Origin of the sequence: Micromonospora sp. NPDC005686 (assembly GCF_042871665.1) — a bacterium.
In the GTDB taxonomy this organism is placed as follows: domain Bacteria; phylum Actinomycetota; class Actinomycetes; order Mycobacteriales; family Micromonosporaceae; genus Micromonospora.
In genome coordinates this window covers 370,068-385,390 of sequence record NZ_JBIAIY010000003.1, presented here as the reverse complement: position 1 = coordinate 385,390, position 15,323 = coordinate 370,068, and the positions used below count along the sequence as shown (strand labels likewise).

Annotated in this window: 14 protein-coding genes and 1 pseudogene; 2 read left to right on the top strand and 13 right to left on the bottom strand. The window is 71.2% G+C overall.

The features are described from left to right. Positions 1–6: 6 nt before the first annotated feature. The 8 genes from ACFYON_RS08875 to ACFYON_RS08840 are packed head-to-tail and all read right to left on the bottom strand — an operon-like array spanning position 7 to position 10,394. The gene (locus ACFYON_RS08875; protein ID WP_354863890.1) at positions 7–1,923 is read right to left on the bottom strand and encodes a TOMM precursor leader peptide-binding protein; all 1,917 of its coding nucleotides are present in this window, start codon (positions 1,921–1,923) and stop codon (positions 7–9) included. After that, the gene (locus ACFYON_RS08870) at positions 1,920–3,884 is read right to left on the bottom strand and encodes a TOMM precursor leader peptide-binding protein (protein ID WP_354863892.1); all 1,965 of its coding nucleotides are present in this window, start codon (positions 3,882–3,884) and stop codon (positions 1,920–1,922) included. Before ACFYON_RS08870 ends, ACFYON_RS08875 begins: the two co-directional genes overlap by 4 nt. After that, positions 3,881–4,765: a TauD/TfdA family dioxygenase gene (locus ACFYON_RS08865; RefSeq protein WP_354863894.1), complete on the bottom strand. Its 885-nt coding sequence runs from the start codon at positions 4,763–4,765 to the stop codon at positions 3,881–3,883. The genes ACFYON_RS08870 and ACFYON_RS08865 overlap by 4 nt, the downstream gene beginning before the upstream one ends. Beyond that, positions 4,758–6,344 (bottom strand): hypothetical protein, encoded by a 1,587-nt coding sequence (locus ACFYON_RS08860; protein WP_357708030.1) that lies wholly within the window; start codon positions 6,342–6,344, stop codon positions 4,758–4,760. Before ACFYON_RS08860 ends, ACFYON_RS08865 begins: the two co-directional genes overlap by 8 nt. Positions 6,345–6,402: 58 nt before the next feature. Continuing rightward, positions 6,403–7,209 (bottom strand): ABC-2 family transporter protein, encoded by an 807-nt coding sequence (locus ACFYON_RS08855; RefSeq protein ID WP_355047562.1) that lies wholly within the window; start codon positions 7,207–7,209, stop codon positions 6,403–6,405. Continuing rightward, positions 7,202–7,996 (bottom strand): ABC-2 family transporter protein, encoded by a 795-nt coding sequence (locus ACFYON_RS08850; RefSeq protein WP_354863900.1) that lies wholly within the window; start codon positions 7,994–7,996, stop codon positions 7,202–7,204. Before ACFYON_RS08850 ends, ACFYON_RS08855 begins: the two co-directional genes overlap by 8 nt. Further along, complete coding sequence (locus ACFYON_RS08845; RefSeq protein ID WP_354863902.1) at positions 7,993–8,997, bottom strand: ATP-binding cassette domain-containing protein; 1,005 nt, start codon at positions 8,995–8,997, stop codon at positions 7,993–7,995. Before ACFYON_RS08845 ends, ACFYON_RS08850 begins: the two co-directional genes overlap by 4 nt. Positions 8,998–9,044: 47 nt before the next feature. Further along, positions 9,045–10,394: a glycosyltransferase family 2 protein gene (locus ACFYON_RS08840; RefSeq protein ID WP_387188570.1), complete on the bottom strand. Its 1,350-nt coding sequence runs from the start codon at positions 10,392–10,394 to the stop codon at positions 9,045–9,047. A gap of 258 nt (positions 10,395–10,652) precedes the next feature. Between ACFYON_RS08840 and ACFYON_RS08835 the strand changes: the two are divergent. Next, positions 10,653–11,436, top strand: a pseudogene (locus ACFYON_RS08835) (transposase family protein). Positions 11,437–11,443: 7 nt separating this feature from the next. Here the strand turns inward: ACFYON_RS08835 and ACFYON_RS08830 are convergent. Continuing rightward, complete coding sequence (locus ACFYON_RS08830; RefSeq protein WP_387256640.1) at positions 11,444–11,713, bottom strand: hypothetical protein; 270 nt, start codon at positions 11,711–11,713, stop codon at positions 11,444–11,446. A gap of 499 nt (positions 11,714–12,212) precedes the next feature. Here ACFYON_RS08830 and ACFYON_RS08825 point away from each other — a divergent pair, with 499 nt between their 5' ends. Further along, positions 12,213–12,644: a transposase gene (locus ACFYON_RS08825; protein WP_354863908.1), complete on the top strand. Its 432-nt coding sequence runs from the start codon at positions 12,213–12,215 to the stop codon at positions 12,642–12,644. Between the two features lie 136 nt (positions 12,645–12,780). On the opposite strand, the gene ACFYON_RS08820 is transcribed toward ACFYON_RS08825, so the two are convergent. The 4 genes from ACFYON_RS08820 to ACFYON_RS08805 form a co-directional block, all read right to left on the bottom strand. After that, a complete protein-coding gene (locus ACFYON_RS08820) occupies positions 12,781–13,233 on the bottom strand; it encodes a DUF4383 domain-containing protein (RefSeq protein ID WP_354863910.1) in 453 nt (150 codons plus the stop codon). Between the two features lie 79 nt (positions 13,234–13,312). Next, positions 13,313–13,714: a hypothetical protein gene (locus ACFYON_RS08815; protein WP_387188575.1), complete on the bottom strand. Its 402-nt coding sequence runs from the start codon at positions 13,712–13,714 to the stop codon at positions 13,313–13,315. After that, positions 13,714–13,857 carry a hypothetical protein gene (locus tag ACFYON_RS08810; protein ID WP_387188576.1) on the bottom strand — a complete coding sequence of 48 codons (144 nt, stop codon included), beginning with the start codon at positions 13,855–13,857 and terminating at the stop codon, positions 13,714–13,716. Before ACFYON_RS08810 ends, ACFYON_RS08815 begins: the two co-directional genes overlap by 1 nt. Positions 13,858–13,921: 64 nt before the next feature. Further along, complete coding sequence (locus ACFYON_RS08805) at positions 13,922–15,274, bottom strand: hypothetical protein (RefSeq protein ID WP_387188579.1); 1,353 nt, start codon at positions 15,272–15,274, stop codon at positions 13,922–13,924. Between the last annotated feature and the right edge of the window lie 49 nt (positions 15,275–15,323).

Here is a 15,323-nt window from a genome sequence, read left to right as displayed (position 1 = left end):
CCCAGATCACGGGAACGGGTGCGGATACGGGTTGATCTCCTGCGGGTCCAGCGGCGTGTCCCGGTGGCCGAGGCGGACCGGGAGATCGAGCAGCCGGGGCAGGTCGGCCCGGCGGTTGCGGTATCCGAACACCATCGGCAGGAAGCCGGGCACGATCACCCGGACGGCGGTCAGGTCGGCGGCTGCCTGCTCGACGGCGGTCTGGTCCACCACCACCACGTCGTAGCCCTCGCCGAGGTAGCGGTCGACCACCCGGTTCAGGTCGTCGAGCAGGTCGTCGGCGGGTTGGTGGCGGTCGGCGACCGGGAACGCCTGCTCCATCGACAGGATCTCGTCCCGCTGGTAGAGGAAGTCGAACCGGTGCCAGCTCTCCGGCGAGGCGGCCACCAGCATGTGGTCCTCCATCCGCACGACGAGTTCCGGGTCGGCGACCATGCTCGGCGCCGTGGTGTCGGCGGCCACCTCCTCCTTGGTCGCGTCGGCGACGCTGGCCAGCTCGACCAGTCCGGCCCAGAGCGCCCGCTCGGGGTCGAGGTGAGCGCCCGCCCCGCAGAACGCCTTCGGCTGGCCCGGCCGGCCCTCCTCGTCGACGAGCATCAACCACAGCGAGGGGATCTGCTCCGGCATGGTGATGTCGAAGACGTGCAGCCGGCTGCCGGTGGTCCGCTCCAGCCACTGCACCAGCAGTCGGGTCATCGGGTCGGCGGACGTCATCGGGTCGATCCGGGGCACCGGCAGCCGGGCGTACCAGGTGGCCAGGAAGGCGTCCCGCTCGGCGATCTCGAAGATGCCGTGCAGGATGGCCTCCTCCATCGTCCCGCCGAGGGCGCAGCCGTTCGAGCTCTCCCCGCCGAACGTGGTCTGGTGGGCGCCGTAGTAGGCGAAGGTCTCCGGCACCAGCACCGGACCGCCGCGCCGGAACGAGTAACCGTACACCCACTCGACGGGCAGGTCCGGGTGGTACCGGACGGCGTGGTGGGTCGACGGCGCGGGCGGCAGCCCGAGGGCCACCGGGTCGACGGCCCGGTCCGGCCCCAGTTCCCGGTAGGAGGCGGTGACGCAGGTACGCCGGGCCCGGGGCAGCGTGCCGGCGAAGCGTTCCAGCGCCTCGGCGATGGCGACCGCCACGCTGGCCGGGTAACTGAAGGTCCGGCCGTACCCGGACAGCTCGCTGCAGCAGACGGGTCCACCGAGCGCCCCGACGAGGATCATCGGATGGTGGTGGTGGGCGGTGACCGTCGAGATCAGGCCCGTCTCGCTGTCGACCATCAGGTCGAGCAGTTGTTCGTACTCGGCGGTGAGGCTGCGTGCCCGGTAGTCGTCGGGGCGGCGCTTGGGTCGGGAGACCAGGGTCAGGCTGCCCGCCGCCGGGCTGTCGTCGGGCAGGCCGCCGCAGAGGGCGCACTCCGGCTCGGCGATGAACCGGTGCCGGCTGATCTCCAGAGTCGCGGTGTCGACCTCCAGCACCGCGCCGGCGCACCGAGGTCCGGTGCCGGCGTTCGCACGGGCCACCTCGTCGGCGACCAGGGCGGCCACCACGGACCGTACCGGGGGCGCGAGGACAGGCGAGGGCGGCTGCACAGTGTCGGCGTAGAGGGCTTTCCACAGCTCCGACCGCCAGGAGGTGCCGGCGATCCTGGCCCGGCCTTCCCTGCGCTGGACACAGCTGTGGCAGCCGGGCGTACCGGCGACGGTGTACGGGCCGATCCGGATGCCACGCGGGGTCGGGTAGACGGGGAGGAAGTCCCGCCCGGCCTGTTGCGCCGCAGTCGCGGCGGCGAGCAGCCGGTCGGTCTCCGGCTGATCGAGCACGATGAGGTCGAGGTTCGGCGCCTGCTGCGGGTCCAGCTGTGCGGTCACCGCCGCGTGCAGGTCACCTCCCTCACCGAGGGTACGCAGGGCCGCCGCGATGGTGCTTGTCATCGGTTTCCTCCGGTGCCGTCGGTGAGGGTCGCCTCGACGATGAACGGGAGCACGGCCCGCAGCGCGGGCAGGTCGTCGACGGGACGCAGCAGCAGGCGTCGCCCACCGGTGGTGAACCCCTTGAGCAGGGTCTCCAGGTCGCCCTCCCAGGAGTCCGTGCCGACGTCCGGTCCGATGTCGGTGCCGGTCGGGACGCGGTCGGTGAGCAGGGCAGCGGCGGTCTGGGTGGCCAGTTCCAGCGCGGTCTCGGCGTCGGTGGCGCAGGCGTGCGACAGCCAGCGGTCACCGGTGCCGACGAAAACTGTCGGAACGTCGGAGACGTCCCGCCAGGCGTGCAGTTCGTGACCGAGGACGGCCATGTCGTCGGCGAGGTGCCGGACCGCGGTCGGCCAGGTGTCCCGGCTCCACTCGCCGCCGGCATCGGCCGATGCGGGCAGCGGAGGTTCACCGGCGGTGGCGTACGCCAGCCGCAGCGCGGCCCGGCCCTGGGCCTCCGCCCAGCTGAGCCCTCCCGCCACCACCTTCGGGTACGTCGCCCCGCCGGGCACCGCCACCACGGCTCCGGTCAGCGGATCCCACCAGGTGTCGGTTGGCGACGGCGTGGAATCGGCCGAGGGCGTGGCGGACCCGGTCGGAGGCGGGGCAGCCTCGGCCGCTAGCAGTTCGAGCCCGGCGACTGTGGCTCGGACGAGTGCCTGCCGACGGTCGTCGCCGACCGCGGTGACGGCCCGGGGGCCGGTGCCCGCGCCGGTCAGGTCGGCGACAGTCGCGGTCAGGCAGCTCACCGAGAGTTGGGAATACTCGCCGGTGCCGACCTCGATGACCGGTCCGAGCCGCCTGTCGATCACGGCCATCACCCGGGTGGCGAAGGTGTCCCGATCGATCGGCGTCCGGCCGGCGACCGTGGCCACCCGCTCGGCGAGCGGCGTCGGTGCGGTCCGTTCGGCGCAGCTGCCGCAGCGCGGGTGTGCCCCGAGCGGGTGCCCGCTGGTTTGACCGGAATCCAGGTCGAGGCGGGTCATGATGTTCGGTGCGGCGCCCGGTCCGCCAATCGCGGCGCGGAAGTGGACGAAGCCCAGGATCCCGCCGATCAGCGCGGCCATTGGTGCGGTCAGCTGCTCCGACCGGTGCTCCGGCCGGTCCAGCAGGGCGAGCGTGGCACCGGCCGGGCCGGTGCCGTGGGCGGCGCGTACGCCACACTCCCAGCAACCGGCGGCGACATCGCCGCTGCTCGGCCCGACCCAGACGGAGTCGCCGTTCGGTACCGCGTGCAGGGCGGGGATGCCGGCGGCCCGAGCCGCCCGGGTCACCGCCACGGCGCGGCCCGCCAGCTCGCGGCCGGTGCAGTGCAGCACCGCGTCGAATCCACCGAACACCGCAGTCAACGCCGCCTCGGGTCCCGCCGTGGCGTCCGGCACCCGGGTCAGGGTCACCGTCGGGTCACCGTCCCGGCAGCGGTCCAGGATCCGCTGGTACGCCTCGTCGTCGGCCGGCTCCTCACCGGTCTCCATCACCGTCGCAGCCCGCAGCCCCAGGTCGAACAGGGTCTGCACCAGGCTGTGCAGGGGCGCCCCGGCACCGACGAGCAGCACCCGGGCGTTGCGGAAGGCCTCGAAGCGGTGCACCGGAGCGTCGGCGACGTGTTCGGCGTACGAGATCGCCTGCCGGTACCGGTCCAGTTCCCAGTCGAGCAGGCCGTGCGGCGACTCGGCGTCCAGATCACGGGCGAAGCCGCGGCGGACCAGCATGCCCACCATGTCGGCGACCAGCCGCTGCTGGGCCGGTGGCAGGCCGCCGGTCAGCTCGTCGAGCGTACGGCTGCCGTCCAGATGCGGGGCGAGCTGCGCGACCAACTGGTACGCCGAACCGCCGGTGATCTCGGTGCTGCCCCGACCGGTCTCCATGTAGACGCCGTTCTCGACCGCCACGTAGAGCAGGTCGTCGCGGAGCTTCGCCCTCATGCCTCCTCCTTCTGGTGCAGGTGTCCCATCCGGACCATCACCGACCGGCCGGTGTCGGTGAACGACTGCCGACCGTGCAGGTATCGGGAGTTGTCGACGATCAGAACGTCGCCGGCCTGCCAGGGCACCGCGACCGTCAACCGCTGCGCCACCTCCGCCGCGATCGACAGCAGCCGCGCGGGCAGGGGTGCGCCCGCCGCCGTACGCACCCGCAACCGCTGGTCGTGGTATTCGTCCTCGTCCGGTCGACTGACGAACAGCGAGTTGCAGAACGCCGGTACGCCGCCGAAGCGGGTCGGCGGCGTACACCGGGTGCCGAAGCCGAGGACCAGCCCGGTGCCGGCGGTGTGCACGCCGACCGACTCCCACGGCCGCAGGTAGGGCTCCCACTGGCTCAGCGCCAGTCGGACCGTCTCCGGGTCGTCGGTGTCGAAGGTGCGCTGCCAGTCCTCGGCGGGCAGCGTGTTCTCCCAGACGATCTCCATCTGCTCGAACTCGACGCGCACCTCGTCCGGTAGCGCGTCGAGCAGGGCCACGCCGTCGCAGAGCGTGGTCCGGCCGCCGTCGTCGGCCGGCCGCTCGCAGAAGAAGGTGAGCAGATCGGGCGAGCCCGGCCCGTAGGAGGCCTCGCGGTGCAACGGCATCCCCATGGTGCCCCGGGTGACCGAGGTGGTGGTGCGGTCGCCGCCGATGACGTCTCGCTCCTGCTGGAAGCCGCCCGCGTACGCCACGGGCTCCATCAGCGCGTCGCCGAGTGCCACGAAGGTGTCCCGCCGCCTTCCGCCGTCGCGGAGCAGCACCACCCCCTGCGCGGCGAGCATCGCCAGGACCTCTGGCGGTTCCGGTGTCCCGGTGAGTACCGGGACCTGGCTGTCATGCATCCGCACTTCCCTCCGTGAGCGTCACGACCAACGCGCCGGCTCGTGGTTTCGGTCTGCCGAGCAGCAGTTGCAGCAGGGGGACGGCGCCGGGCGGTAACCTCAGCGCCTCGGTCGCCGCCTGCGTGTCGAAGCTGCCCAGCGGCCGGGTGGCCGCTCCGACTGTCGCTGCGGCCAGCGCGGCGAGTTGGGCGGTCACCCCGGTGCGCAGGTACAGGTCCCGCAGGGCGAGCGGGTCGAGCCGGTCGATCGGCGGCTGCCCCTCGGCCACGACGAAGAGGCTGGCACCGGCCATGCTCATCGCGGTGTTCACCCCGCTGAGCATGCCGACCGCGGTCGGGCTGGTGGCCGGGGCGGCGGGCGTCAACCGGTGCCGTTCCCGGTCGTACCGGTAGCCGCCCGGGGCCAGCCCGTCGACCTGGGTGACCAGGCACCACAGGGCGGGATGGTGCCGGTGTCCGGTCAACTCGGCCAGTGCGCCATCGGGGCGATGGCCGCCCGCGTACGCGCAGATGGCGGCGAGTTGTCCGACCGTGAGGCCGGGTGCGAGGTCGGTGGCCGACGCCCGGCGGGCGGTGGCCCCCCGGGACGGCGCCGCCGGCGGCGGCAGCTCCACCTGCGGGGGTCCACCCTCCGCCGGCTCGCGACCGGGCACCGCTGGCCAGCCCGACTCCGGTGCCGCGAGCGGTACGGAATCGGCGCCGGAGCGGATCGCCTGGTGCAGGGCGACGGCGGCGGCGGCGGCTCCAGGCCGGTTGCGCCGGTCGCCGTCCAGGCCCACCGGAGCCGGCAGTACGCCGGCCGGCAGCGGATCGGCACCCGGCACCGACAGATCGGGTGCGGTGACGTCACCGCACCCGGCGACGTCACCGAGGTCGGGTGGCGTGGCGTCGCCGAGGTCAGCCGCCGGCAGCTCGACGACCGCCACCGCGGTCTCCATTTCGCCGTCGAGCCCGAGCAGGGCGTCCACCGGCGCCGGGTGGCGGAGCAGGCGGACCCGGCTGGCCAAGGGTGATCCGGCGAGCTGGCCCAGCAGCACCCCGCTGTCCATCATGGACAATCCGTAGCCGATGGCTCCGTACTTGCCGGCGTTCTTCCAGACCCGGCAGGTCACCACCACGGCGTGGCGCGGCTGCGGGCCGGTGTCACCGAGCAGGAGATCCAAGCCGGTGGCCGGGTCGCCGGGGCGGATCAGTTCCAGCGCGTGGTGGACCGGATCGTGGTGGTACACCCCCGCCGGCAGCCCGGCCGTGCCTCCCCATACGACGTACAGTTCGGCCGGGTAGAACGCGCCTCCGGAGGGCACCCCGCACCGGGTGGCGATCCACAGCGGCAGCAGTCGCATGTACGAGGTGACGGTGGCGGGTTGTCCGGTCAGCGTGGCGAAGGCGGCATCGGTGATCAACTCCAGCCGACGGGGCGCGTACCCGAGCAGCAGGGCGCTGAGCCGGTCGACGGCGGTGCGACCCAGCGGCGGAGCGCCCGGTCCCGGCCAGTGCAGCGGCCACCGGCGGCTGTCCGGGTACTGCTTGCCGCGCGGCGACGGATAGTTGGCCGGCAGGTCCCGGGACTGCACCGCCACCGCCGCAAGGTAGCCCGCCACAACGCCGTCGGGGTGCGGTGCCCACTGTCCGGTCATCTCAGTTGCCTGCGCTTTCGTAGCGGCGTAGCCCGAGACTGAACAGCGCCAACGCGACCCCGGCGGCGGCCAGCGCGACAAGCGGGCTGAACGCGCCGACGGCGGCCGGCCCGCCCCTGCCCAGCAGAGCTGCGGCCGGGAAGTAGCCGACGAAGGCCACCGGGATCACGGTCAACAGCGATCGCATCCCCGGGCCGTACACGGTGAGTGGATAACGAGCCAGGTCACCGAGCATGTGCACGCTGACCGCGACCGAGTTCGACGGGCTGAGCAACCAGAAGGCCAGGGCGTTCGTGGCGAGGCTGATTCCGGTCTTGACCAGCACCCCGCTGACCAACAGCACACCCGCCCAGAGCAGGGTGAACGGCGTCCAGGCCACCTCGATCCGCCCGGCGGAGAGGCCGAGCAGCGACACCCCGATCACCACGTTGCCCAGTCCGTTGACGCCGACCGCCGAACCCGTCACCTGGAGCACCACCGGATAGGGGCGGACCAGGAAGTAGTCCAGCGCACCCATGTTGACCATGCCGCTCAGTTGCCAGGCGCCCTCGCAGAACAGCGACCCGACCCCCTCGGCGAGCATCACCATCCCGGAGACGCAGAGCACCTCCCACCTGGTCCAACCCATCAGCACCGGGGTCTGGGCGAAGATCGTCACGACGAACACCAGCCCGGCGAGTTGGCCGAGCACCGCGGCGGCGATGGTGAGCAGTGCGTCGGCGCGGTACTCGAGCACAGCTCGCAGGTGGGCGCCGAGCAGTCGGCGGTAGAGGCCCAGGGTTCCCGGTGCCCGGAAGCGATCATCCACCGTGCACCACCAGCCGGCGCAGGGCAGCCCGCCACAACAGCCGGGTCGCCAGCCAGAGCAGCACGATCCACAGCAGTTGCAGCCCGACCAGGGAGAGCGCCTCGGCGCCCTGGACCTCGCCGAGGAAGATCAGTGCGGGAGTGGAGACGATGCCAGGAAAAGGAGAGAACACGCAGATCGTCTGCAACCACTGCGGGTAGAGGGCGATCGGCACCAGCGCACCGGAGAGGATGCTCGTCACGGCGATCCGGGACAGGGTGAGACCGGTGAAGTTGCCCGTCCAGAAGCAGGCCAGCCCGACCGCGTACACCAGGGCGAACTTCAGCGGCACGACGGCGGCGAGGCTCACCAGGAACAGGGCGGCCTGCGGCGCGTCGGGCAGCGGGGCGCCGCCGAAGACCATCAGCAGGACGCCGCCCATCACCACGACGACCATCAGCTCGCCGAGCAGGTAACCGATCGCCTCGGCGAAGCGGGCGAGCTGGTAGTCGATCGGTCGGACCAGGTCCAACGCCACCGAGCCGTCCAGCACCCGCAGTGCGAGCTGGCCGTCGGTGAAGCTGGACAGGATGGTTCCGGTGAGGAACGAGACGAACAGGTATCCCTTCATCTGGTCCCAGGAGAGCCCGGCCAGACTGCCGTCCGTGTCCCCGACGAACAGCGCCCGCCACACCGCGAACAGCGCCACCGCCTGGACCGCGCTGCCGACGAGTTGCAGCAGGAACTCGGTACGGTAGGCGAGCACCGTGGACCAGGCCATCCGGCTCAGGCTCAGATAGGCGATCATCGCGGTCCGACCACTCCGACCGGTCCGGGCGCTCCGGGCGCGCTGGGCGTCCGGGACAGCTCGCCGGCGTACGCACGACGCACCACGTCCTCCAGGGACGGCTCGTCGATGCGCAGGTCGACCACCTCGACCACCGCCGAGACCACCGAGACCACCTCACCGGCACCGAGCCGGTCCCGATCGAACGTGATCGACAGCTGCCGGGGCGACTCCCCGACGGCGACCCTGGTGCCCGGCAATCCGACGTCGAGGCCAGCGGGCCAGTCCCGGTCCAGACAGAGGTGCAGCGTCCGGTCCCGGGCCAGCATCTGCCGGACGGACTCCATCGGACCGTCGAAGATGACCCGCCCCTCGTCGAGGACGACCAGGCGGCGGCACACCTGCTCGATGTCGCCGATGTCGTGGGTGGTGAGCAGCAGTGCCGTGCCGGCCTGGCACTGGGCCCGCAGGAAGTCCCGGACCGTCTGGCGGGCGATGATGTCCAGTCCGATTGTCGGCTCGTCCAGGAAGACCACCCGGGGCGAGTGCAGCAGCGCGGCGGCCAGATCGGCGCGCATCCGCTGCCCCAGCGACAGCCGCCGCGCCACCACCGGCAGCAGTTCGCCCAACCCGAGGAGGTCGTCGAACTCGGCCAGCCGCTGCGCGTACCGCCGCTGCGGAATCCGGTGGATGTCCCGCAGCAGCGCCAGGGAGTCCCGCACCTGTAGGTCCCACCAGAGCTGGCTGCGCTGGCCGAAGAGCACCCCGATGTTGCGGGCGTTGGCGTGCCGGTCCCGGTGCGGGACCACCCCACACACCTGCACCTCCCCGGAGGTCGGATGCAGGATGCCGGTCAACAGCTTCACCGTCGTCGACTTGCCGGCACCGTTGGGTCCCACGTACGCCACCGCCTCGCCGGGACCGATGTCCAGGTCCACCCCGTCGACGGCGGTGCGCTCGTGGTGTCGCGGCCGGACCAGATGCCGCAGCGAGCCGGCCAGGCCGGGGGGTTTGTCGGGCATCCGGAAGGTCTTGGTCAGGCCGCGAGCCTGAATCAGCGGCGTGGTCGTCACGGTCCGGCCGGTTCGACGAGGGCCGACCCGTCGGCAGCCGGCAGGGGATGCAGGGTGAGCACGTCACCGAGCCCGTCCACGCGGGCGAGTTCGATGGTGAAGGCCGTCTCGAAGGCCCGGCGTACGTAGTCGAGCGCAGCCACTCCCGGCGGCAGGGACGCCGTCGCGGGATCGTCGGTGCGCACCAGGTGCACCTCGGCGGCCAGCCGGCCGGCGACGTTGACGAAGTGGCAGAAGTCGCTCCACCGCAGGTACCGCCAGAAGTCCACGCTGACCACCGCGTCGAGGCTGCCCGGTGCGATCGGCGGGTTCATGCCGATCAGGTGGTAGTTGGTCGGGCCGGGCGGAGCGGAGTAGTCGAACGTGATCGCCTCGGCCGGTAGGCCGGCCTCCGCGCTGCCGGTGCCCACCCAGAGCACCCGCGGACCGGGAAGAGCATCGGCCAGCCGCTGCACCGCCGGCCCGATCCGGCAGGTGGACTGTCGTACGCAGTCAGTGATCGCGGCGCGGTATCGCAGGATCCGCTCGACTGACCCGTACACCTCCATCATGCCGAAGAACTCCCACTCGATCACCTGCTCCACGATGAGTTCGCGGTTCGCGGCGAAATCGTCCCAGTCGCGCTCGATCCGGCGGTGACGCGGCAGATGGAAAACGCGCGCCTCCTCGTCGAAGGCGAAATTCAGCTCGTTGACCCCGAGCTGCTTGTGCACCCGATAGAACAGTTCAATGTCCTCCAGCCCCCAACGCAGTCCGAAAGCTTCATTGAAGCCACCAGCCAGGTCGAAAAGGCGCCGGGAAAGCGAGATGTTGTGGGTGTAACTGAACAGCCAGCCCACCCGCAGCCATTCCTGTCCCATCGGCTCGCCGCCGGGAAATCGCAGGTCACCACCGCCCTCGATATGCAGTCGGGGCAGGTCGAGGAAATCTTTGCCGTCAAGGACGGTCTCGATGTGTTCCAGGTGCAGCTCGTCGCGGCGACCCAGCAGCACGGGGGGGCGACCCGGGATCGCGTGGTGGGCCAGGTGGCGCTCCAACAGCTGTGGTGAGGTGTAGGAGTCGGCGTCGAGGAAGAGCAGCAGCGGCGCCCGGCTGAGTCGGACCGCCTCGTTGCGCGCGGCTGCCCGGCCCCGCTGCTCGGTGGCGTGCACCAGGTTCAGGTTGATCCCGGGGAAAGCGGTGGCGAGGTCCTCGTACCCTGCTGGGGAGCCGCCGTCACGAACCACGACGACCTCGAAGCGTTCGGGACTCAGCGTCTGCCGCGCCAACGAGCGCAGCGTCAACTCCAGACAGTGAGCGTCCTGGTGCGTGGGTATGACCACACTCAGCTCGATCACGTCGTCCACCCCTGTCGCCATCCGACTTCCTCCCGTGACTGGTCGTTTCGTGACGGCGGGGGCCGGCGACGCCGACATCCCGCCTCCGACACGTGCCCGGTGCCGGCAGTTGCCGACACCGGACACGCCGGTCACCGGATCAGTGAGCCATTTTCATCGTGACGGCGCAGGTCACGGGCGGTGTGGGAGGCCGGTGTCCAGGTAGGACGAGGCTCCCGGTAAGACAGCAATCGACCAAGATCAGATGCCCCAACCGGGAGCCTCGCTGTGCTGTCTTACCCTGCCGCGATTCCGTTGTCCACCCGCAGCCTGAACCACCTCGCCCGCCCTCATCCGAACCCGCCGCCAGCAGCGACGGTCCCGGTGGCGACGCCTCGACCCCGGCCGGCAAGCCCTGCTCGCCCTGGCCCACCTGCGCAACGGCGACACCCTGACCTGCCTGGCCACCGGATTCGAGATCAGCGTCACGACCGCCTGGCGTGATGTCCGCGAGGCCATCGACCTGCCCGCCGCGACCGCCGGCGACCTGGCCACGGCCATGACCAGGATCCGGCTGCTCGCCTACGCAATCCTCGACGGCACCCTGATCCCGATCGACCGGGTCGCCAACCAGAAGCCGTACTACTGCGGAAAGCACAAGCGTCACGGAGTGAACGTGCAGGTCATCGCCGACGCGGCCGGGCGTCTCGTCTGGGCCTCGGCCGCGCTGCCCGGCTCGACGCACGACCTGACCGCCGCCCGCACCCACGGCATCATCGACGCCCTGGCCAGCACCGACGTGATGACCTTCGCGGACAAGGGCTATCAAGGCGCCCCCGGCAGCGTGCGCACCCCGTTCAAGCGGCGCCGCTTCCGGCCGAAGCTGTCACGCCGGCAGAAGGCCGTCAACCGAGCGCACGCGAAGATCCGCGCCCGCGGCGAACGCGCGATCGCCACCCTCAAGACCTGGAAAATCCTGGTCAAGCTGCGCTGCTGCCCACGCCGAGCGACCGCGATCGTGCAGGCCATCCTCGTCCTGCACCGCGTCGAAGCCGACCGCTACGCAGGATGAAAATGGCTCAATGACAGTTGACGCAGCACCACGTGTGGCTGGGACGCCCTGCGCAGCTGCAGCCGCCGCAGGTGCAACCACAGCTCCGACCGTCGATCGCACCATCGGTGACCTCGACGCTGCCGGTGGGGGTGGCGGCGTACAGGTTGTTCGACTCCCCGCCCTGCTCCGCCCAGGACACCTCAGTGATGTCCAGAGCGGTCAGGTCAAGCGGACCCTTCATGTCCCACCTCCAGTTGACGAGATTGTCGTAGACGATCGTAGGGATCGATTCCACTGCATCACACCATTCGATGGTCACAGAATGGTTAACCGGAAAATAAATCAGCGGAGAAGCCTGGCGGCACCCTCTCGACACCTCCGCAACGGTGACAGCGAGTGAAGATACGATTACTCGAAGCACCCCTTCCGGATGGCTATGTGGCTTTCGCCGAAGGCGCGACTTAGTCAATTGAATCGGATGGTGCGACCGCCTTCCGAAACCTTGATAAACTTGCCGCCACAGTTTTGTCGCCCAGGCCACCGATCCCGCTGCCAAGCTGCGCGAGCGGGTTTACCAGACCATCGACGTCGGCCTGTCCGAGCTGCGCAAGGCCGGCGGTGGCCCGAAGTGCTGCACGTTACGACTCCGGCAGGAAAAGGCGCGCCAGCCCTTTTCATCCTGAGTAGCGGCTGGTCTCGACGCGGCGCAGGACGAGGATGGCCCGGACGATGCCGACCATGCTGGACGCCCAGTCGATCAAGTCGAGCGAAGGCGGCGAGTCTCGCCGTTCGACATGGGCAAGAAGACCACCGGCCACAAACGGCACCTCATCGTCGACACGATGGGGCTGATCCTGGTCGTGATGGTCACCTCCGCGTCGGTCAACGACCGCCCCGGAGGCCGGCGGATCCTCGCACGGCTGGCCGAGGCGTTTACCACCATCGCCCTTGTGTGGGCCGGCGGCGGCTATGCCAACAGCATCGACTCCAGCCTGCTGGCCTGGGCGAAAGAGCAACTCGGCATCCTGGTGGAGATCGTCAAGCGCACCGACGACGTCACGGGCTTCAACTACGAACGGCTGACCGTCAACTCAGAAACCACGATCAAGGTCGCGATGACTCGACTCATGGCGATACGTCTGGCCCGTCAAGCGACTCGTTGGAACAACGCCACCGAGCGCGAAGCCACCCGACGCATCAACGCCGAACGACTTCTCACCGTGTAGCTGGCTGGTAACCCGAAATTCTATGAGAGGGCAGCGGTAGTCGCCTGGTCGAGGCGGCGCACTGTCTGGGCTGGTACGGCCGGGCCGGCTGCGCCCGCCGAAGGACCAGTCGCACTTCGAGGCGCCGGCCCGGCCGTCAGGCGCGGCGCGCCGGGCGGCGGGTGAGCGCCACCCCGAGGGCGATCATGCCGACGCCGAGGAACAGGTGCAGCCAGTTGTCGGCGCCGTTGAGCGGCACGAAGTTGGCGCCGCTGTCGTGGTCGATCACCAGGCCGTAGAGCCAGAGCACCAGGTAGACGGCGCCGCCGCCGATCAGGTACGCCCGGGCGCCGGAGACCGTCCGGGACAGCGCCAGCCCGGCGACGCCGAAGAGCAGGTGCACGATGTTGTGCAGGACCGACACCTGGAACAGGCCCAGCAGCTTCGCCCGGGACTCGTGCCCGGCGAACATCATCGTGTCGTAGTTCGTGGTGATGCCGGGGATGAACCCCAGCACGCCCACCACCAGGAAGACGATGCCGACCACCTGGGCGGCCCGGCGTACCGGGGACGCGGGCGCGCTACGGGCGACGCGGGAAGAACCGGCCATGACTGACACCTCCGTTGGCAAAGTCTTCCGCGTCCGCGGCGACCAGGAAGCCGAAACCGTCCGGATCCCCGGATCGAGATCAGCAACTCAGCCGGCCTCGCCGGCTCGCCGGTGCGCCAGCAGGAGCACGGGGGTCCACGGCCGCCCGTGCGCCGACCTGTCCGACGAATCTCGGACCACGCGCCCCGTCGGGCAGGTAGCCGCGCAGCGCGTCGAACTGGGCCACGGTCAGGTACGACGGGTTCGCCGCCTGCGGCTGCCGGAGCACCTCCGCGCCGGCCAGCCGCGGATCGGCGCGCAGCAGGTCGCGGCGTACCCGCAGCGGCTCGTCCAGGATCGTCAGGTCCAGCGGCGCGGTCCACGCCTCGCCCGGCGCACCCGGCTCCGGCGGGGCGGCGATCCGGCCGACGCCCCAGACGCCGTACGGCGCCCGGCCCCGGCTGCCGCTGGCCCAGAACACCACCGGCTGGCCGGCGCGCATCAGGCGCACCCGGTAGCCGGGGGGACGCACCAGCCGGTGACGTGCGGGTCGGCGGCGAAGCGGGCCGCCAGGTCCACCGCGTCCGCGTTGCCCTTGATCAGCCAGGCGCCGAGGTCGTCGAGTGTCACCCGCCGGTCGCTCATCCGCCCATTCTGCGGTTCGCCCGGCCGTCCCGCAGGACTGCGCCCACGGCCACGCAGGCGGCGGTCAGATGATCAGGTGGGTCCAGTAGGTGAGCCAGACCGCGAACAACGCGCCTTGCAACAGCGCCAGCGCGGCGGTGAGCCAGCCGTCGAGGCCGGGCCGCCGCGTCCAGCGGGCCAGCACGAACGCGACGGGGAAGACGGCGAGCAGGTAGCGCAGCAGACTCTTGTAGACCGGCGGCCCCATCGACAGCGGCACCAGCACCACGACGAGCGTGTAGACCAGGTACGGCCAGTCGGCCCGGCGGCGCAGCCCGACGACCGCCACCGCCACCATCGCCACCGCGATCCAGACCCGCAGGGCGTCGGCCGAGTTGTCGCCGGTCAGCGCGGACGTGGCCGTCGTGATCGGGTTCTGCAGCCGGATCCCCCAGCCGGTCTCCTGGGCGTGCTGGTAGGCGAACCAGTCGCCGCCCTGCCAGCGGCAGAACGCCATGAACGTCAGCCAGCCCGCCGGGACCAGCAGCAACGGCCAGCCCTGCCGCACCAGGCGCGGCCACCGGCGGGGCCCGGCCCGCCACCCGTGCTCGCGCAGCAGCACCAGCGCCAGCGGCACCATCACGAGGAAGCCGACCGAGCGGCTCATCGCCAGGAAGTAGCCGATCACTCCGACGAGCAGCGAGCGGCCTCGCTCGGCGTACCAGAAGGCGGCCAGCGCGAGGCAGACGAACAGCGACTCGGTGAGCGCCGCCTGGAACAGGAAGGCCGTCGGCAGGAGCAGCAGGTACCGGACCGCTCGCCGGCCGTCGCCCGGTTCCGCGCCGCCGACCAGCCGGCCCCCCAGCCGGTACGCGTAGTAGAGCTGGAACACCAGCGCCACGTTGCTGACCAGCAGCAGCGCCCAGGCGGTGTGCCCGCCGAGCAGCGGCGCGAGCGGCCGGGCCAGGAACGGGTAGAGCAGCGGGAAGCCGAAGTCGGTCCACGGCCGGTTCAGCGGCAACCGGGCCAGGTGGTCGTAGAGGAACGAGTCCCAGGCGAACCAGAGCGAGAACCAGCGGTGCGACGAGATCGCGCGCTGCTGCTCCCACATGCCGGTCTCGTCGGCCGGCGGCGTGCCCGGCACCCCGTCCCACGCGGCGAGCACCAGTACGCCGACCAGGCTGAGCACGAGCTTCGACCCGACGAAGACGGCGGCCACGAACCCCCACGGCTCGGGCACCCGGCGGACGACCGACGCCCCGCGCGACCACCCGGTACGGCCGGAGCGCGCCCCGCCGCCGAGGCCGGCGGCACGGTCGGGCCCGACCATGCCGTGCTCGACCGCAGTGCCGTGCTCGGCTGTGCGGTCGGGCGCGGGCTCAGCCGCCTCGCCACGCTCGGCCGCGCCGTCGGCGTCGGCCCGCCGCTCGTCCGCCATCGTCCTCCCACCGATCGACCCCGGCCGAACGCCCGGCCGGAAACCCGGC